We start from the raw sequence: 20,137 nt of genomic DNA, 5'->3' as shown, positions 1-20,137 counted from the left end.
TTTAAGAGGTTATTCAAAAAGCCCGTTAAAAAGGACTTTTTGAATACACACTTTAACTTATTTCTATTCATTTCGTTTATGCTCTATGAAAAATCTTTTTTGCTATTTCCATACAAACCACAGCGGCAGCTGCCAGTCCTGTTGCAATTCCCCATTCCTGGAAACCAAAGGAAGCAGGTATATTAAACACCTCTCTTGCAAAAGGAAGCAGCGTTATCCCATATAAAGCAAACCCGATTACAACTGCTCCTATCACATATTTATTAGAGAAGAAGCCAATTTTAATCGATGTCTGTGTATTCGAACGTGCAGCAAAGGTCTGCAGGGTACGTGACATAATCAACGTCGTAAATGCCATCGCCACACCCATTTCATTGGAATGGGACAGACCAATATAGAAAGAAATAACAACAGCAGCAGCAATTAAAATCCCTCTTGTCAAAACAGTCCGCAGCGTACCGCCGGCAAATATACCTTCGTTAACCGGACGCGGTTTCCGCTTCATCACGCCTGCCTCTGATTTTTCCACACCTAACGCAATTGCAGGCAGCGAGTCATTGACTAAATTAATAAACAAGAGCTGCAACGCTGTAAATGGATTCGGCAGATTGAAGATAACAGCATACAGAATCGCGAGGATGGCTCCAAGATTCCCGGCAAATAAATAACCGATTGCTTTTTTAATATTATCAAATACAGTTCTCCCGACCTGAACAGCATTAACAATAGATACAAAATTATCATCGGTCAGAATCATTGCCGACGAATCCTTGGATACATCCGTTCCGCTTCCCATCGCAATACCAATATCCGCCTGTTTTAAAGCAGGCGCGTCATTCACTCCGTCACCCGTCATGGCTGTTACAGCACCTCTTTGCTGCCAGGCTCGGACAATTCTTATCTTATTTTCAGGTGATACGCGGGCGTAAACGGAAATCTGCTCAATTTTATCCTCTAATTCTTCCTCTGACATCTTATCGAGATCTTTTCCTGTGATTGCAATATCCTCATTTTCCATTAAGCCGATATCCCGACCAATTGCCTGTGCAGTAGTTTTATGATCGCCGGTAATCATAATGGTCCGGATCCCGGCTGCTTTTGCTTCTTCAATCGATCCGTACACCGCTTCCCTTGGCGGATCCATCATCGCAGTCAGTCCGACTAACACAAAATCCCGCTCATCCTCATACGTAATATCTGTCTGATTATCAGGCAAGTGTTTATAACCATAAGCCAATACGCGCAGAGCCTGGTTGGAGAAGTCTTCATTGGCTCCTTCAAACCGCTCCAGCAAATCATCGGTCAACGGCTGTTCTTCACCATCCAGCAGCACATGACTTGCGCGATGAAACATTACATCTGGACCGCCCTTGGCAAATAACAGGCGTTCCCCGTCCATATGGTGAACAGTGGACATCAGCTTGCGGTCAGAATCAAATGGCAGTTCTGCTTCCCGTGGATATTTTTTTCGTAATTCCTGATAACTGTGCGCATGTTTATCCGCAAATTGAATTAAAGCAACCTCCGTCGGATCGCCAATCTCTTGGTTCTCCTGATTAATATACGAATCATTACAAAGGGCTGCAATATAGACAAGAAATCTCTCGGACTTATCCCATTCATCCGGATTCTCCGGTAAACGTTCATTTTTATGAAAAGGGATAAAATCATCGGTAACGGTCATTTTATTTTGGGTCAGTGTCCCTGTTTTGTCTGTACAAATAATCCGTGTAGACCCAAGTGTCTCTACAGCTGGCAGCTTACGAATAATGGCATGCTGCTTTGCCATTTTATTTGTGCCGACAGATAAGACAATGGTAACAATCGATTGCAAAGCCTCAGGGATAGCAGCAACTGCGATAGCTACCGAGAACATCAGCGCATTTAATAATGCAGTGGTTGTATCTGCCTCACTGTCGCCAAACCAGATACGAGCTGCCTGAACAGCAAAAATAGCAATACATAAAATCAAAATGCCAACACCGAGCTTCTTGCTGAAGCTGTTTAATTTCTGTTGTAACGGCGTTTCTTTCTGCTCTGCAGTAGAAAGCATATCGGCAATTTTACCGACCTCTGTTTGGTTTCCTGTACCGGTAACTACAAAGGTTCCCCGTCCATAAACAACCAAAGAGCTGCTGTACACCATATTTAGTCTGTCTCCTAAAGCAGCCTCGTCCTCAATGATATCGGTGTTCTTTTCTACCGCCTCCGATTCGCCGGTAAGCATTCCTTCATTTACTCGTAAAGAGCCGCTTTCCAGCATACGTCCATCCGCAGGTATATAGTCTCCCGCTTCTAAGTAGACAATATCACCGGGAACAAGCTCTTTGGCAGCGATTGTTTTTTCGGTTCCATCCCGCATCACATTCGCATCTGGGGCAGACATATCCCGTAATGCCTCCAGCGAGCTTTCCGCTTTTCTCGTCTGTACCACGCTGATTACCGAGTTAATCAGCAGAACAAGAAAGATAATAATGGATTCTACCCATTCTCCAATCAATATTTGTACTGCAGCCGCCGCTAACAGGACAATAACCATCGGATCTTTGAAGGTCTCTAAGAAAAGCTTCCACGTCGGTACTTTTTCTTTATCCGCTATCTCATTATATCCGTATTGATCCAGTCTAGATGCTGCTTCTTCGGTTGATAGCCCCTGTTGGGAAGCCTCTAATTCTTCCAAAACATCTGCAGCTTTTTTTTGATACATTTCCATTTTCAAAATCTCCCTGCTTGTTCATTTTTCAATTATAGAGTGCATTTATTGCTTATTTTGCATTCTTCAACACATTCCATCCCCATTTTTAACATATTACAGCAATGAAAGGTTTTTCTTTATCTTGAGCTATTGCCTTTTTTCATTCGATTGAAACCTTATTACTGCAGAAAAGAAGGAATCTTTACAAAATCTTCATATTTATCTTTAGCTCTTCACCAAAATCTATGGGTGACATAGTAGATATATATTTGCTGTAAGCGACCGCTACGGAAATACACTACGCTTTCCATGGGCTTGCGCTCAGCCTCCTTTAAAGAAGACTTGCTGATTGGCAAGCCGTCAGGCGCAGACAGAAGCAAAGTCGCACTTATGCCCCGAGGGTAGAAAAAAAGAAGTTCGCTTTTTTTCTGCGGGGTCTTCACACTGGGACTGGGACTGCGATTACTCGCCCCATCGAAGAGCTTTTGCGATTACTCGCCCCACCGAAGACCATTGCGCTTTCCCATAGGAGTCTCCGTGTATTTCCTCCGCTAGCTAGTTGCTTTTATCACATTTAATTATATTTTCCAACCATAGATTTTGGTGTTGATCCTTATCTTTTAAAAATGTTTTAACTTATCCTGCTGCTATGGAAGCTATTATATACTTCTTTTTCCTTTTATGCTTGCTTGGATATACTCTAATCTGCCAAAAGCCAATATAGACTTTGCAACAGTCAGTTTTTGTCCATCAAAAAAACTGACCTTGTCTCTGGTCAGTTTTTCTGCCGATGTTACTTCTACTCATTCCCCATCTCAATAATCCGCTGATTCCGGCTGCCGCGAAAGGATAAGGTTAAATCCCGCTCAGCCAATATAAAAGGACCGTCCACCAGCACATCCACGTATTTAAGTAACTCCAGCTGATGTGGATCTTTGTTCTCACGCAGCTCTTCTATCGTCCATCCAGTATACGCCCATATATTTTTCCCAAGCTCCTTCAATTGTCTGGCAACACTTGCTGCAGCTTCTGCCTGAAAGAATGGATCCCCGCCACTTAATGTAATATCTGTCAATGGATTCCATGCCTCCTTGACAATCTGCTGCACATCCATCTCTCTGCCATTTCGTATATTCCACGACCTTGGATTATGGCATCCTTTGCAGTAATGGGGACAGCCGGCAAAGAAAATAACCGTACGTAATCCCTCTCCGTCGACGACCGAATCATGATAAATGGATAAAACCCGCGCTATTTCCATCATACATGCCTCACCCTGTCCCGTTCTTCCGATGCTTTTGCTGTATTCCATTTATCCATCGTTCCTACCAGATAGCCGGTAATACGGCGAATCCGGTCAAATTGTCTTTCATCCGTGATTTCACAGCTTGGACACGCGTTATCGATTGTTCCGGTATAGCCGCAGCTTTTACAGCGGTCGACCGGATGGTTTACACTGCCATAACCAATACCGCTTTCAGCCATGGTTTTCACAAGGATATCGATAGCTTTTATATTTTTGCTGACATCTCCGTCTACTTCAATATAAGTGATATGACCCGCATTGGTATATGGGTGATAGACAGCTTCCCGTTTTATTTTCTCCACAGCTTGAATCGGATAGTACACTGGGATATGAAACGAATTTGTATAATAATCTCTGTCTGTAATCCCTTCTCTTATCCCAAAATCCTTGCGATCCTGCTTCACAAATCGGCCGCTCAGCCCTTCTGCCGGTGTTGCAATCAGCGAATAATTCAAATCATAGTCTTCTGCAGCCTCGTCACATTTCTTCCGTAGAAAGGCAACAATCTCTTCTCCGAGTTCCTGTGCCTGTTCTGATTCTCCATGATGCTTGCCTGTCAATGCTTTTAAACACTCCGCCAGGCCAATAAAACCGACACTTAAACTCCCCTGCTTCAACACCTCTTCCAATGTATCCTCTGGATTTAATTCGTCACTGCCTGACCAGACGCCTTCTCCATGCAAAAAAGTGAAGTTATTCACAAGTTTATTTGCCTGAAATACATACCGTTCATACAATTGACGAATGACCATTTCCGTATAGACCTCTAATTTCGCCATAAATGCCTCGACGGTTGATGAGGTCAGCGCTATTTTCACTAAATTAATACTGGTAAAGGAGATATTGCCGCGCCCGAGACTATTTTCTTCTCCATGACGATTAGCCATAATACGCGTGCGGCAGCCCATATAAGCTACTTCCGAATCCGGGTTTCCTTCTTCATAATAAACGAAATTGAAGGGTGCATCGATAAAGCTGAAGTTTGGAAAAAGCCTTTTTGCTGTTGTTTCCAGAGCAAGCTGATACAAATCATAGTTTGGATCCGCTTTATAAAAATTAACGCCTTTTTTCATTTTAAAAATTTGAATCGGAAAAATTGGGGTCTCCCCTTTTCCTAAACCAGACTGTGTAGCTAAAAGAAGATTTTTTATAATCAGTCTTCCTTCTCTGCTTGAATCTGTTCCATAATTGATTGACGTAAATGGAACCTGACCGCCGCTTCTGGAATGGAGGCTGTTCAAATTATGAATAAACGCTTCACAGGCCTGGTAGCATTCCCGATCCGTTTCCTCCCAAGCTAACTTCTCCAATTCCTGTGGAGCAAGGGGAAGCTGATATTGCTGTAATCTATGCAGCCGCTTTTGATAGGACTTCTTCACAAACGGCGCTAAATCATAATCAAACGCCTGGAAGCTCTGTCCACCATGCTGCTGATTTTGGTTGCTTTGAAAAACGATTGCCGCTAATGCCATCGCACTCAGAATGCTTTGTGGGGAGCGCATATGTCCATGCCCCGTGTTAAACCCTTTTTCCAACAATTTTCCTAAAGGAATTTGGCAGCAGGTCGCTGTCCCTGTGGGCATATAATCTAAATCATGAATATGAATATAATTATCCTCCATTGCCTGCTTCGCTTCCCGGCTCAACATCTTTTCTTTCGCATAAAGTTTTGCACTTTCACTAGCAAACTTGTTCATCTGCCCGCATGGTGATTTCCCGTCCACATTGGCATTTTCCTGTATTAAATCCTGATTGGTGCTGGATACAATCTCTTGAAAATCCTGCATTAAATCTGCTTCTGTACTTTCAGGAGCAGTCATTACTTCCGCCATCTTCTATTCCTCCTTCTTCGTCTCCGCAAATACGTTTCAACGCACTCGAAAAACTATATATAGTATGTTTAAAAACAAAATCAAACTATATATAGTTCTATGGTAAAGGAGGTTAGAAAGGAGTTCAAATGGATATTTTATGACTTTTACCACTTTTTCTTCTCATTCTCTATCCCGATTATGAATTTTTTAAGTCATTTTTGAACCGCTTCAAGCATTTCTTCCAGAAGCTGCTGCCGGTTACCCTGCCGCAGGAATTCCTCTTCTGTAATTTTCTGCAGAATCTGCTTTTTTTGCTCGGGTGTTAAAGGCAGGGTGAGGATTCTTTTTCTTGCCTGATCAAGAAAGATAAGATCAGCTTCTATTTCTGCTGGCAGCTGATCCGCCAGCTTATTTTTTAACTGTTTTGCATAAACTGGACTCGCACCGCCGGTGGACAACGCAAGGCTTAGCGCTCCCCTTTGAAGAACAGCAGGAAAGGATACATCACTTTTCATGGCATCATTGGCAACATAAGCCAGCTGATGCGGCTGTTTGTTTTCATAAAGGGACATATTCAGTTCTTTCTTATCTGTCATCAATAAAAGAAATAGACAATTAAAATGTTCTCCCTCGTGAACCTCTCTTTCCTGCCACTTGATTTTTCCTTTTTGATAAAGCTGCTGCAAAAATGGATGAAGCTTCGGCGCAATGATAGTGATAGCAGCTCCAGCATCTAAAAAATGACGTACTTTTCTCGCTGCAACAGCTCCTCCGCCGACTGCAATGACGGTCTGATTCTTCACCTCTAAAAAAAGCGGCATGTGCATCAGCTGACTTTTCCTTTCAGCAATGCTTCGACCCGGTCAACTAAGACTGTAACGAGCTGATCATCAAATCCCAAGTACGGACAAAGAATAAATTGTTTATCTGTCCGTTCAGAGAGTTCATCTAATTTCTGGCGCAGCTCCCTCATTAATACACCGGAGAATAACAAATAGGGGACAACATACACCACCGAATTAGGACTTTTAAGCAATTGCTCCAGTCCCTCATCCAATGTAGGACGGGTTGCTGCCAGATAACATGTATTTACTTCATTTACCGGAGCTGCCTCCCATAATAAGCGTGCAATTTTAGTAAGGTCGCTATTCGCATCCGGATCACTGCTGCCTCGGCCGACAAGTAATACAGAAGCAGCTTCGCGTTCTTCATACACAGGCGATTTACCGGTTTGCTTCAGCCCTCCCATTTCCAGGCGTTTGTTTAGTAAATCAATGATTGCCGGATCAACTCCCATCACCTTTCCGTACGTAAAGGTGATATCTGGATAGCGTTTTTCAGCCTGCTCTATTTCTTTTGGGATATCCTGCTTTGCATGCCCAGCTGAAAGCAATAGAACAGGCACCACTGCAATCTGTGCTGCTCCCTGCCGGACACAGCTGTCGATGCCCGTTTGGATGGATGGCGAAGCAAGTTCGATAAAGCAGGTCTCCTGTATCTGAATCTGCGAATTTTTTTTCTTTGCTCTGTCTACAAAAGCCAGCAGCTCTTCATTCCCTCGTTGTACCCGGCTTCCATGCCCGATATATAAAATAGCCTGCATCCTGTATTCCCCTTCCTCTTATTCTCTTTCAAGTCTAGCAAATTTCTGCTTAATGAACGATATTAATTGTAAAACTGAAAAATTTTAAGACAAGGCCGCAGCAACCAGCGGAGCTTCTTTTTGCAAAAGAACTTCCTGCAGTGCTTCTTCGGTTGGTTCAGATAATACCTCCGAAACAGCATACCCTGCTTTGACAGCAGCCTGTTTTGATTTTTCTCCAAAACAAATCACGCGTGCATAGGTACTAATGTTTTCTGGCGTTTCTCCACAAGCTTGAAACCCTTCCGTCACTGTTTTCACAGAACGCGCATTAGGAAAAATGATCGTTTCGATACGCTCCTCCTCCTGAAGACGGCTGAACGTTTGCTCCGTCTGCTGCACACGAATAAAGCTATGCGTAGCAATGAAATCAGGCTCAAATACGAATGGATAACGCTGCTCTTTTCGATGGAAGCCTTCCGGATCTCCTAATATTACCAGCGGGGGAGCGTCGGGGCTCCGTTCTGCTATTTCTTTTCCAAAACAATGATAGGATTCTATGGCCTTTACTGTTTTTTTAGAAATTCCATAGAATTCGCCTTGAATCCTTCGAATATCGATTTTATTTGCCTGCAGAGACTCGAAGAAAATGTCCACACTTGCCGGTGATAGAAAAAGAAGATCCCGATTTGCCGGAATATCGGCTTTTTTCAACAGATGCTTTTTCTTTTGCATCCGCGGAAATTCAAAAACCTCTGCTCCCTGCTCCCGTAAATGCCGAGCCATCTCACTCGGTTCTTCACCAGCCCGCCCGAGAAGCAAATGCTGACTAAACAGCGGCTTGCTTTCAAACCAGCTTTCTCCTTTTTTCAGTGTGCTTACATCTCCTACTAAGATGATAGCTGGATTTTTAAACTGTGCCGCTTTTGCTTTCTGTACAATAGTTGCAAGATTTCCCTGCAGCGTTCTCTGTTTTCCGGTCGTGCCCCATTGAATTAATAAAACTGGCGTATCCGAAGACCGCCCATGTGAGATGAGCTGTTCTGAAATGTAAGGCAGATTGCCCAATCCCATATAGAACGCAATGGTGTCGATCCCGTTCGCTAAAGCATGCCAGTCAATCAGCGGTTCACCTGAAGGCGACTTATCATGACCTGTAATAACAGCAAAGGATAAGCTATGCTCACGATGTGTAACAGGCACGCCTGCATAAGCAGCAGCTCCGATTCCCGCCGTTATCCCTGGAACAATCTCGTAAGGCACACCGGCCTGTTCAAGTGCAGCTGCCTCCTCGCCTACCCGGCCGAATACGCTTGGGTCGCCGCCTTTCAAACGCACAACATTCTTTCCTTCTAAGCCATGCTTTACTAATAATTCATTAATTGCTTCCTGACGCAGTATATGTTTTTTAGGCATTTTACCACAATATATAAATTCTGCTTGCTGCGAAGCATATTCCAGTAAGAGAGGGTTAACCAGCCTATCGTATAAAACAACTTCTGCCTGCTGCAAATACGTATAACCTTTTAATGTCACTAACCCAATATCTCCAGGACCAGCTCCGACTAAATACACACATCCTGGTTTTGTCATCATTCGTCACCCTCATTTCATCCATTTCTAAACTTTTTCGTATCAAATCGGCTATTCAAGTCAACAGCTCTGCTTTTCTTAAAGTTAAAGAAGAGCAGGGCGATAACCGCTGCCCTGCGTCTTCTTTAAAGTTTTCAACTAATCATGAAAGTTTACTCCAGAAGTAACAGCCTTCACATACTCTTTTCGAACTACAAAATCACCGAAGTGTTCGCCATCCAGACGCTCTTTTGCATAATGCCGGATAATCGGCTGCAGCGTTTCTAAAATTTCTTTTTCTCCAATGCTTTCCCGGTAAATTTTGCTTAAACGCTGTCCGGCAAATCCTGCTCCTAAATACATATTATATTTTCCTGGGGCTTTCCCAATAAAGCCAATTTCTCCTAATGCTGCTCGTGAGCATCCGTTCGGGCAGCCAGACATCCGAATGACAATTTCTTCATCACGTAGCCCTTCTTCTTCCAGCAGTGTTTCTAATTTCTCAATCAAGGAAGGCAAATAACGCTCTGATTCAGCCATCGCCAAGCCGCAGGTCGGAAATGCAACACAAGCCATGGAATTACGGCGTAATGCAGATTGCTCTTTTCCATCTGACAGTCCATACTGCTCGATAAGCGCGATGATTTCCTTTTTCTTCTGACTGGTGACATTTCCGATTACCAGGTTTTGATTTGCCGTTAAACGGAAATCTCCGGTATGAATTTTGGCAATTTCCCGCAGTCCCGTCATCAGCTGATAGTCTTCTTTATCCTGAATACGTCCATTTTGAATAAAAAGCGTAAAATTCCAGCGATTCTTCGTCCCTTTCACCCAGCCATAGCGGTCGCCGTTATGGTCAAAATGAAAGTCGCGTGCTTCGTCCAGCTGCCAGCCTAAACGTTCCGTCAGCTCATTTTTAAGCCAATCAATCCCTCTGGCATCAATCGTATATTTAAAGCGTGCATATTTTCGTTCGGAACGATTTCCATAATCCCGCTGAATGGTAATGATTTTTTCGGCTACATCCGTGATTTGATCCGGCTTAGAAAAACCGATAACTCTTCCAAGCTGCGGATACGTATTGGTATCGCCATGAGTCATGCCCATGCCGCCGCCAACCGATACATTGAATCCTTGAAGCTTTCCATCCTCCAGAACAGCAATAAAACCTAAATCCTGCGAAAAGATATCCACATCATTGGATGGCGGAACTGCAATTCCAATCTTAAACTTTCTTGGCAGATAAACCGTTCCATACATTGGCTCTACTTCATCAGTTTCTTTAGAATCAACCACCTTATCCCCATCAAGCCAAATTTCATGGTACGCATTCGTGCGCGGAGATAAATAGTCACTCAATACTTTTGACCACTCGTGGACTTCTGCATGCACCTCCGATTGATCCGGGTTAGGGTTACACATAACATTCCTGTTAACGTCTCCGCAGGCTGCAAGGGTATCCATCAAAGCATCATTAATCCCTTTTATACTTGCTTTCATATTCCACTTTAAAATGCCATGCATCTGAAACGCCTGTCTGGTAGTCAATTTAATCGTCTGATTCCCGTAGGTGTTGGCCAATTCATCAATAACCAGCCATTGCTCCGGTGTAGCAACTCCTCCGGGCACACGGACCCGCACCATAAATTGATAGGCAGGCTCAAGCTTCTGCCGCTGCCGTTCGGTACGCAGGTCCCGGTCATCCTGTAAATAGCTTCCATGGAATTTCATTAACCGGTTATCGTCATCCGGGATCCCTGCACTTAACGGATCACTCAGCGTTTCTTCCAATGTCCCGCGTAAATAATTACTCTCTTTTTTGATTCTTTCTACATCACTTGGCGGTCCGTCCTGAATATGGACCGGTTTATTAACTGTTTTACTATCTGACATTTCTGATTCTCCTTTACTTACTAATAGACATCCCGCTGGTAGCGTTTCTCCTGCTGCATCTCCATTAAATAATGCTGCGCATCTTCTGTACTGAGATTTCCTTCCCGTTCCAGGATAGTCACTAGCGTATCGTGGACATCACTTGCCATGTTTTTCTCATCACCGCATACGTAGACGACTGCGCCTTCTTTCAGCCATTCATAAAGCTCCTTGCTTTGCTCCAGCATACGATGCTGTACATAGACTTTTTCTGCCTTATCCCGCGAAAAAGCCACATCTACTTTAGATAAAACGCCGCTCTTCAACCAGCGCTGCCAATCTGTCTGATAAAGAAAATCGGTAACAAAATGCTGGTCTCCAAAGAACAGCCATGACTTTCCGTTTGCTTCCATTATTTCACGTTCTTCTACGAAGGAGCGGAATGGGGCGATTCCAGTTCCCGGGCCAATCATGATAATTGGTTTATCCGGATCAGCCGGCAGCTTGAAATTCGGGTTTTTATGAACATAAACGGAAAGGGTCTGCCCCGGCTCTTTTCGATCTGCGCATTGCACAGAGCAAACGCCGCTCCGCTCTCTGCCATAAGTTTGGTAACGTACTGCTCCAACCGTCAAATGAACCTCCTCCGGATTTGCTTTGTAGCTGCTTGCTACAGAATATAGTCTCGGCGGCATTTTTCGTAACAGCGCAATAAATTCCTTTGCCGGAAGATCCTTTATCTGATAATCACGAATCAAATCTAATAAATCACGTCCGTATATATATTCTGTTACCGCTTCTTCATTCCCCTGCTCCAGTAATTGCTGTAATTCCGGAATTTGTGTGAATTCCGCTATTTTTTTCAGCAATGGCTTTGTCAGTACAGTGATTTCATAATTTTTTTGCAATGCTTCTTGCAGAGGAACTTCATCCCCTTTTTTATTCACTGGGATCAGCTCATTCGGAGCCCACCCTGTTTCTTTGATAAGCTCTTCGACAATGACCGGATCGTTTTCAGGATAAATTCCAATGCTGTCTCCTGGTTCATACTCCAGGTTCGACCCTTCCAGCGACAATTCCATATGATAGGTTTCTTTATTCGAGCCGCGCCCATTTATATTCAGACTTTCAAAGATTTCTGCTTCAAATGGATTAGTTCTTGAAAATGCGGAAGCTTGTGTTTCTACGGCAGCAGCTGCTTCAGCTATTGTCGGAGCCTGAGCCGTTTCCTGTGACTCAGAAAGTTTATTTAATACATTTTCCAGCCATTCCTCAGCCGCTTCATCATAATCCAAATCACAATCCACACGGTCGATAATTCGATTTCCTCCCAATTCTGCCAATCTCTCATCAAACTGTCTGCCAGTTTCACAGAAAAGTTCATAAGAGCTGTCTCCGAGCGCCAATACGGAATAATTCAAGTCCTCCAGCTTTGGAGCCCGGCGTCCGTGGAGAAATTCATGAAATTGAAGCGCTGTATCCGGCGGATCTCCTTCTCCCTGTGTACTGATTACAACCAGCAGGTTTTGAAGATTTTTCAGCTTATTGGGTTTAAAATCAGCCATAGAGGCAAGGGTAACCTTCATTCCTTTTTCTTTTAGCTTTCCTGACACCTCTGTTGCCAATCCTTGACAATTCCCTGTCTGTGACCCGAAAAGAACCGTCACCTCTACCGGGGAAGCTTCTGTTACAGCAGCGGTTGGCAATTGCGCTGTGACTGCTTCTGCGACAGGTGCAGCCGGGACGGCGCCGGCACTTTGTAAAGCAGAAAGATAACCGCCAAGCCATATTTGTTGGGTTTCCGTCAATGTTGGAAATAGACGATTGAGCAGCTCAACCTGCTCTTGATTAAATGGACTATTATTCACTTGAAATTGCAACGCTATCTACCTCTCAAAATTAATTTTAAATTTAAAGGATGTGTTCAAATTAAATATCCTCTTAATGTGTTATGCGAACCTATTAATCTGGCAAATAATTTCTTTCTCGTAAGAATGTAATCATCTGATTAACGCATGCTTCAATAGAATGCTGGTCAGAATCAACAACCAATTCCGGCTGCAGCGGTTCCTCATAAGGAGAACTGATACCAGTAAAATTACTGATTTCTCCTGTACGTGCTTTTTTATACAGCCCTTTCGGATCGCGGTCTTCACAGGCTTCTAAGGAGCACCGTACATAAATTTCCACAAATTCATCCTCTTGAACCAGCGCTCTCACCCGATTTCGATCCTCTGCAAATGGAGAAATAAATGCTGTGCAGACAATCAACCCTGCATCTACAAACAGCTTCGCCACCTCGCCAATTCGGCGGATATTTTCCTTTCGATCTTCTTCACCGAAGCCAAGTCCTTTATTCAGGCCGTGCCGGACATTATCGCCATCCAGCACATAGCTGTTTAAACCTCGTTCAAATAAACGATGCTCCAATGCATTAGCTAGTGTTGACTTCCCTGCTCCGGAAAGTCCGGTAAACCATAAAATACAGCTTTTATGCTGGTTTCTCTGCTGCCGTTCTTGTTTCTGTACAGCCGTATCATGCCAAACGATATGTTTTGTTTCTTGTTTCAAATAAACACCATCCTTCTATAACTGTTCATTCTGATGTATTTACTAAGGTTTAATGCATTAAATGCCTCCGCCTTCGTCATACGTGGAACGACGCTCTGCTCTTGTAGACAAATAAAGACTGTAGACACCTGCTGTGGCAATAAAAACGGAAAGGATTACGAAAAGCGTATAATAATCCGTTGTTTTAAATAAAAGAATAAGACCGTACGACAGCACTAATGAAATAACCGGTGAAACAACCCAGACTTTAATAATTTGTTTCACAATGCTCTGCTGCCACATTTGAAATCCTTTGTCTGCTGTACCAACCCCAACGATGGCAGAGGTTGTTATTTGTGTCAGCGGCACCGGCAAACCAAAAATGGATGCCGTTATCACTAGACTGCCTCCCGTCAAAGAAACAGCACTTCCCTGCAGCAAGGACAGCCGCGTAATTTTTTTCCCATTTGTTTCTAACACGCGGCCTCCCAGTAACACTGCCCCAAGAGATACGAAAAGTCCGCCAAGCAATACTGCCATGGTCACATCAAGCAGCCCGACACCAACTAACGGGCCGACAGCATTAGCTACATTATTCATTCCAGCAGCATATGCCTCGATACAGCCGGCCGCGATGAGCAAAAAAGCCAGTGGTTTCTTCCATTTACCAAGCTCTGTAAGCTCCTTCCAGCGATTTTCCGCATAGCGTATCCATTTCCCTAACACCAATCCAAGCAAAAAAGCGGTAATAGGAGTAATCAGCCAAAATGCAATGATGATAATCAACTGATCGAATAGGAGTGCCTGATAAGCGATACCTGCTCCAATAATTGCACCGACAACCACTTCACTCGTAGATAGCGGAATTCCTAATACGTTGGCAAAGAATAAAGTCAGACAAGCTGCCGCTAAAATAATAATGACAATTTCTACATCAAGGACCCCTGGGGAAATGATTCCATTTCCAATCGTGCGGACAACCTCGCCTCCAGATAAGGCACCTAATAAAGCAAAAATACTGACCAGGATCATTGCCGTTCTCTTCTTGGGGATAGCACCGCTCCCATAAGCCGGCCCCATCGAAGCAGCCGTTCCGCTGGCTCCAATGTTCATCGCAAAAAATAAAGCAATTATAAAAGCAACAGCAACCAGCATAACTCTAAAACACCTCTCTCTTTCTTACTTACACACTTGCTTGCTGCTGCATCCCCCGGATAAGCACCTCGACAACCTCTTTCCGGCTGAATTCAGGAGGAGGAGTAATTCCATTGGTCAACATCTCTCGTACCTTTGTTCCAGACAAGATCACATGGCTTTTTTTGTCATGAGGACATGTTTTCGTCGATGCCATATTCCCGCATGCTTTGCAATAAAAGCTATGTTCAAAAAATAATGGCGTAATCTCGAGATCTTCTTCTGAAAATTGCTGGAAGATAACCTGCGCATCATAGGTTCCATAATAGTCGCCTACCCCTGCATGGTCCCGGCCGACAATAAAATGGGTACAGCCATAATTTTTACGGACTAATGCATGAAAAATCGCTTCTCTTGGCCCGGCATAACGCATCGCTGCTGGAAATACAGCGAGAAATACCCGGTTTCGCGGATAATATTTGGACAATAGCACTTCATAGCTTTCCATTCTGACATCTGCCGGAATATCATCTGCTTTCGTATCTCCTACCAGTGGGTTTAAGAATAACCCATCCACAATTTCGAGTGCTGATTTCTGAATATATTCATGAGCCCGGTGAACCGGATTCCTCGTTTGAAAGCCGACTACCTTTTTCCAGCCTTGTTTTTCAAAATGTGCTCTGGTTTCTTTTGGATCGAGATAATAGGCCTGAAAACGATCACGCTGCAGCCGCTTGGTTAATGTAATTGGACCAGCTGCATAATAATCAGGACGTTCAAACAGCTTCTTCACACCTGGATGCGCCTGATCATCCGTCCGGTATACCTGTTTTGCTTCTTTCCATTTATTTGGTTCATACACCTCGGTAATATCGATGACACCATACACTTCATTGTTAAAAGTTAACTTAGCGCGTGTTCCGATTTCCAATGTGTTTGCTGCTGTTTCTGAAATTGGCAATGTGATTGGTATACTCCAAACCGTTCCATCTGCTAGACGCATATCGCTGACTACCGATTCGTAATCTGCTTTTCCCATAAAACCTGTTAACGGGCTGAATCCCCCAATACCAATCAGCTCTAAATCGGAAAGAGCAAAGGAATCCAGCTCTATTTCCTGTGTGATTCCCTGTGTATCATAGTCTGGCTCATACTGTTGAATCAATGTTCCTCCATGTGGAGCAATGGTTGTCATAACGTTTACCTCCAATAATATTCAATTTCATCCTGGCTAGATTGCTTATTTATCCAGATGTAAGCCGCATTCTGTTTTGTTTGTGTCTGCCCATCTGCCGCTTCTTGCGTCTTCCCCTGCCAACACCGCTTTTGTACAATGTTCACAGCCAATGCTCGGGTAATTTTTATCATGAAGCTCATTATAAGGCAGCTGATGCAGACGGATATACATCCAGATTTCTTCTTCTGTCCAATGAATCAAAGGACAAATTTTAATCGATTGAAACCGTCTGTCTTGATTAACAAATTCCGTATTAGCTCTTGTCGGGGATTGTTCCCGCCGTAAGCCGGATATCCAGGCAGTGTATTGATTTAATTGCTGCTCCAAAGGAATCAGCTTACGAATGCTGCAGCATAAATCAGGATTCACCTTCCATAGCTCAGGACCATGAACTTCCGCCTGCTCCTCCGGTGTCAGCTCCGGTTTCGTCATTTCAATCCGTAAACTCGGATACCGTTCTTTTACTCGATCAATGAGTTCGTAGGTTTCTTTAAAATGAAAATCGGTATCCAGAAAAACGATGACAGCATCTTTTTTTACCTTATGGATCATATCAATCAAAACAATACCTTCCGCCCCAAAGCTGCAGGCGTAGACAAGCTCATCACCATAGGTCTGATATGCCCATTTCAATATCTCCAGGCTGTCTTTCTTTTTAAGCTTTTGATTCAGAGATTCATAATCCTCTGCCGCAGCTTTTTGATAGGTTAATTGCATGCATAAACCTTCTTTCTCAGATAATACTTGACCATTAAAAAAGACGCCGCTCCTCCAGAATTTCTTCTGAACAGAACGCCGCCTCTAGTTGTCTAGTCAGCAGTGTTTTTTCGTGTTTACTTTAATCTTACTTTTTCATTTTTCTCTAATTGGATTACCTTTCCATCTTGAACCACAATCGTTATGGTGCCATAATTCAAGTCATTTAATAATTCCTTCAACTTCACATAAAAATCATCCATTTCATGCTCTTTTGACATGTTATCTTCCCCCTAATTATTTTTCGTTGCTTGAGGAAGTTCAATTCCCTGTAATTTGATAAGATTTATTAGTATTCTATCCATATTTCTGCCTTTTGTCAATCACTCATTTAAAAATTTTTAAATGTAATGAAAATTGCTTTGATTTTCTGTTAAAAAACCAGGAAAATCACTTTGTCTTTAAAACATCGGTGCCCTTGCCAAAGAGATGTCCGCTGCGACGTTTTTCGATGGGGCGAGTAATCGCAATGGTTTTCGGTGGGGCGAGTAACCGCAGTCCCAGCCCCTGTGGGAAGAACCCCGCAGGAAATAAGCGTGACTTTAGCTCTGTCTGCGCCTGTCGGCTTGCCAATCAGCAAGTCTTCTTTAAAGAATGCTGAGCTCGGGGCCCACCGAAAGCTTAGTGTATTTCTGGGGCCTAAGATTACTCACCCCATGAAACCCGTTGGAGCGGCTATCCTTAACATTTTATTTCTTACTCTTTAAAAAACTTTATATGAGCTTCAATTCTTTTTGATTAATTACTTATTATACTATCAAACTTCATAAAAAAGTATTCTTATCTTAATGATATGATTTAATCTCAAAAAAGACACTTTTTCAGTTATTATATTTCAAAAAAACACGAAATAATGGCTCACACTGCGAATGGTTTCGCTCCAAGCAACTATTTCGTGTCTAAAAAAGTTAATTCATTTTAAGCTGACAAATTTTCCTTAATACACATGCTCCACTTCATAGCCTTTGTCTTCAAGCTCTGTGATAATACTTGGTTCCACGGTAAAGTGTGCTGTGCCTACGAAAACAAAATACACCTGACCGCTGTCTTCCTGTAAAATGTCATCCAGGCTGTTTGCCATGTCAATATTCCGATTATCATTTAATTCTTCCATATACTCCGCATTGATTCCAGCTTCTCCATAGTCATCAGACATCGTTTCCATCGCTTCGATGTCTCCTTCAAGCCAAGCTTCAGCAAGCTCCTCCATCTCTTCTGGAGCCTCTTCATAGCCATCAATCGCTAGTTCCAATGTCTGTACTTGTGTTTCCATCGAATAACCGCTCAGCACTTCAAATTGTTCCTCTGCACTTTCTAATGAAACAATTTCCTTTTCATCCTCTGTTGCTTTTTCAAGGAAGTATAGGTCAACGGCTTCTTGTGGATCGACGTCACTGGACATGGTTGTAAATTCAAGCAGCATCATCTCTACAAACCATGGCTGAAATTCATTCATTGTTTCCAAATCTAATCCATTCTCTTCAAAAATAGAAGCAAGCCCTTCATATGTCTCGTCTGAAAGTTCGTCTTCCAATGTTGTCCCCTCTTCCAGCATGGCATACTCTAAGACTTCTTCCTGAGCCGGCATTTCCTCCAGCAGATTAAATTCTGGCAGTACCACATCCGCACTGTCAAACGCTTCTTCAATCGCTGGATCTAATGGATAAAAGTCATCCGTTCCTAAATGGATGGTTCCTTGTAAGTACATTTCGGTATCACCGGATTCTACCTTCCATAAGAAACCGCCTTTTCCTTCACCGCTCTCTGCTTCTTCTTCCTCTACTTCATCAGCGCCAGCCTCATCCTCTTCTGTTGCCGGCTCCTCTGCAGTCTCTTCTGGTTCGGATGCATCCTCATCCCCACTGCATGCCGTAAGCACACCGGCAAGCAAAAGCGTGAATAATGCTAATAAAAGTTTTTTCATTCCCATTTTCCTCCTTAGTCTGCATCATCATTTTTATTTATAAAAAATACAATACGTTCATTCTAACAGAATAACTAGAGTATTTGGAAAGCTTTTGAAATAAATCTGTATTTTACTCACAAAGAATTGCCCATAAAGATTTACTAAGAATGATTATTTATGTACAAACTCGTTTACTAAAATACTTTTTATCATATGAATCATACGCATTTATGTACAAAAAAGTGACTTCCGCAGAAGCCACTTTTTTATTTCATCTTATAATCATTCTTAGCCGATAGAACCTTCCATTTCGAAGCTGATCAATCGATTCATCTCAACAGCATATTCCATTGGAAGTTCTTTTGTAAATGGTTCAATGAAGCCCATAACGATCATTTCTGTTGCTTCTTCCTCTGATAAGCCGCGGCTCATTAGATAGAAGAGCTGTTCCTCAGATACTTTCGAAACTTTTGCTTCGTGCTCTAAGGAAATGTTGTCGTTTAGAATTTCATTGTACGGAATCGTATCTGAAGTAGACTCGTTATCCATAATCAGCGTATCACACTCAATATTGGAACGAGCTCCGTCTGCTTTACGTCCAAAGTGTACCAGTCCGCGGTAAGATACTTTTCCGCCTTGTTTAGAGATAGACTTAGACACGATGGTAGAAGACGTATTTGGAGCCAAGTGATGCATTTTCGCACCAGCATCCTGTAATTGTCCTTTTCCAGCTAAAGCGATAGAAAGCGTATTTCCGCGTGCACCTTCTCCTTTGAGCAGGATAGCAGGATATTTCATCGTTAACTTCGAACCAATGTTTCCGTCAATCCATTCCATGGTTGCATTCGCATCACAGGTCGCACGTTTCGTAACCAGGTTATAAACGTTATTTGCCCAGTTTTGAATCGTTGTATAACGGCAGTAGGCATCCTTTTTAACAATAATCTCAACAACAGCACTGTGAAGCGAGTTCGTTGTATAAACAGGTGCTGTACAGCCTTCTACATAGTGTACAGATGCTCCTTCGTCTACAATAATCAGCGTACGTTCAAACTGTCCCATATTTTCAGAGTTAATACGGAAGTAAGCTTGTAATGGCGTTGTTGCTTCCACGCCTTTTGGCACATAGATAAATGAGCCGCCGGACCAAACTGCCGAGTTTAATGCAGAAAACTTATTGTCTGAGTAAGGAATAACCTTACCAAAATATTCTTTAAACAGCTCTTCATTTTCTTTAAGTGCTGTATCTGTGTCCTTAAAGACGATGCCAAGCTCTTGAAGATCTTCTTTCAAGCTGTGGTAAACAACTTCTGATTCATACTGTGCAGATACACCGGCAAGATATTTTTGTTCTGCCTCCGGGATACCTAATTTATCAAACGTCTGCTTGATTTCATCAGGCACTTCATCCCATGTTCTGCCTTGTTTCTCAGAAGGTTTTACATAATAAACAATCTCATCGAAGTCTAAACCAGTAAGGTCTCCGCCCCATTGCGGCATTGGACGGCTATAAAAATGCTCCAGCGCCTTCAAACGATAATCGAGCATCCACTCCGGCTCTTCCTTCATTTTCGAAATTTCTTTAACAATATTTGGCGTTAATCCTTTTTCTGTACGGAAAATAGATACGTCTTTATCGTGAAATCCATATTTATACTCTTCCATTTCCGGCATATTTTTTGCCATTGTTAATAACCTCCCTCTGACAGATTA

At 42.9% G+C, this 20,137-nt stretch carries 15 protein-coding genes; all 15 read right to left on the bottom strand.

The genetic code is table 11. From position 1 onward, the window contains the following. Positions 1 to 76 precede the first annotated feature (76 nt). The 15 genes from BN997_RS06115 to sufB all read right to left on the bottom strand — a co-directional run bounded on the left by BN997_RS06115 (position 77) and on the right by sufB (position 20,110). A complete protein-coding gene (locus tag BN997_RS06115; protein ID WP_042530589.1) occupies positions 77 to 2,713 on the bottom strand; it encodes a cation-translocating P-type ATPase in 2,637 nt (878 codons plus the stop codon). A gap of 781 nt (positions 2,714 to 3,494) precedes the next feature. Further along, the gene (gene nrdG, locus BN997_RS06110) at positions 3,495 to 3,959 is read right to left on the bottom strand and encodes an anaerobic ribonucleoside-triphosphate reductase activating protein (RefSeq protein WP_244882337.1); all 465 of its coding nucleotides are present in this window, start codon (positions 3,957 to 3,959) and stop codon (positions 3,495 to 3,497) included. Further along, positions 3,956 to 5,833, bottom strand: coding sequence for an anaerobic ribonucleoside triphosphate reductase (locus tag BN997_RS06105; protein ID WP_244882336.1), 1,878 nt, complete (start codon positions 5,831 to 5,833; stop codon positions 3,956 to 3,958). Before BN997_RS06105 ends, nrdG begins: the two co-directional genes overlap by 4 nt. A gap of 194 nt (positions 5,834 to 6,027) precedes the next feature. Further along, positions 6,028 to 6,642, bottom strand: coding sequence for a precorrin-2 dehydrogenase/sirohydrochlorin ferrochelatase family protein (locus BN997_RS06100; RefSeq protein ID WP_042530588.1), 615 nt, complete (start codon positions 6,640 to 6,642; stop codon positions 6,028 to 6,030). Continuing rightward, on the bottom strand, positions 6,642 to 7,418 hold the full coding sequence (locus BN997_RS06095) for a sirohydrochlorin chelatase (RefSeq protein ID WP_042530586.1): 777 nt from the start codon (positions 7,416 to 7,418) through the stop codon (positions 6,642 to 6,644). Before BN997_RS06095 ends, BN997_RS06100 begins: the two co-directional genes overlap by 1 nt. An 84-nt stretch (positions 7,419 to 7,502) precedes the next feature. Continuing rightward, a complete protein-coding gene (gene cobA / locus BN997_RS06090) occupies positions 7,503 to 8,993 on the bottom strand; it encodes a uroporphyrinogen-III C-methyltransferase (protein WP_042530583.1) in 1,491 nt (496 codons plus the stop codon). Positions 8,994 to 9,128: 135 nt separating this feature from the next. Next, positions 9,129 to 10,862: an assimilatory sulfite reductase (NADPH) hemoprotein subunit gene (gene cysI, locus BN997_RS06085; RefSeq protein WP_042530581.1), complete on the bottom strand. Its 1,734-nt coding sequence runs from the start codon at positions 10,860 to 10,862 to the stop codon at positions 9,129 to 9,131. 20 nt (positions 10,863 to 10,882) lie between these two features. Beyond that, a complete protein-coding gene (locus BN997_RS06080; protein ID WP_042530579.1) occupies positions 10,883 to 12,721 on the bottom strand; it encodes an assimilatory sulfite reductase (NADPH) flavoprotein subunit in 1,839 nt (612 codons plus the stop codon). Between the two features lie 82 nt (positions 12,722 to 12,803). Then, positions 12,804 to 13,412: an adenylyl-sulfate kinase gene (gene cysC / locus BN997_RS06075; protein ID WP_042530577.1), complete on the bottom strand. Its 609-nt coding sequence runs from the start codon at positions 13,410 to 13,412 to the stop codon at positions 12,804 to 12,806. A gap of 57 nt (positions 13,413 to 13,469) precedes the next feature. Beyond that, positions 13,470 to 14,546 carry an inorganic phosphate transporter gene (locus BN997_RS06070; RefSeq protein WP_042530575.1) on the bottom strand — a complete coding sequence of 359 codons (1,077 nt, stop codon included), beginning with the start codon at positions 14,544 to 14,546 and terminating at the stop codon, positions 13,470 to 13,472. A 28-nt stretch (positions 14,547 to 14,574) separates the two neighbouring features. Then, complete coding sequence (gene sat, locus BN997_RS06065) at positions 14,575 to 15,720, bottom strand: sulfate adenylyltransferase (protein WP_042530573.1); 1,146 nt, start codon at positions 15,718 to 15,720, stop codon at positions 14,575 to 14,577. 45 nt (positions 15,721 to 15,765) lie between these two features. After that, positions 15,766 to 16,479 carry a phosphoadenylyl-sulfate reductase gene (locus tag BN997_RS06060; RefSeq protein WP_042530572.1) on the bottom strand — a complete coding sequence of 238 codons (714 nt, stop codon included), beginning with the start codon at positions 16,477 to 16,479 and terminating at the stop codon, positions 15,766 to 15,768. Positions 16,480 to 16,595: 116 nt separating this feature from the next. Continuing rightward, positions 16,596 to 16,721: a YezD family protein gene (locus BN997_RS22470; RefSeq protein WP_226894844.1), complete on the bottom strand. Its 126-nt coding sequence runs from the start codon at positions 16,719 to 16,721 to the stop codon at positions 16,596 to 16,598. A 734-nt stretch (positions 16,722 to 17,455) separates the two neighbouring features. Further along, on the bottom strand, positions 17,456 to 18,442 hold the full coding sequence (locus BN997_RS06055; RefSeq protein WP_042530570.1) for a TraB/GumN family protein: 987 nt from the start codon (positions 18,440 to 18,442) through the stop codon (positions 17,456 to 17,458). A gap of 270 nt (positions 18,443 to 18,712) precedes the next feature. Beyond that, on the bottom strand, positions 18,713 to 20,110 hold the full coding sequence (gene sufB, locus BN997_RS06050) for a Fe-S cluster assembly protein SufB (protein WP_042530568.1): 1,398 nt from the start codon (positions 20,108 to 20,110) through the stop codon (positions 18,713 to 18,715). Positions 20,111 to 20,137: the final 27 nt, after the last annotated feature.

Origin of the sequence: Oceanobacillus oncorhynchi, from assembly GCF_000821065.1 — a bacterium.
Classification (GTDB): Bacteria; Bacillota; Bacilli; order Bacillales; family Amphibacillaceae; genus Oceanobacillus; species Oceanobacillus oncorhynchi.
The sequence above is the reverse complement of the archived record's forward strand: the minus strand, read 5'-3'. Positions and strand labels throughout refer to the sequence as shown.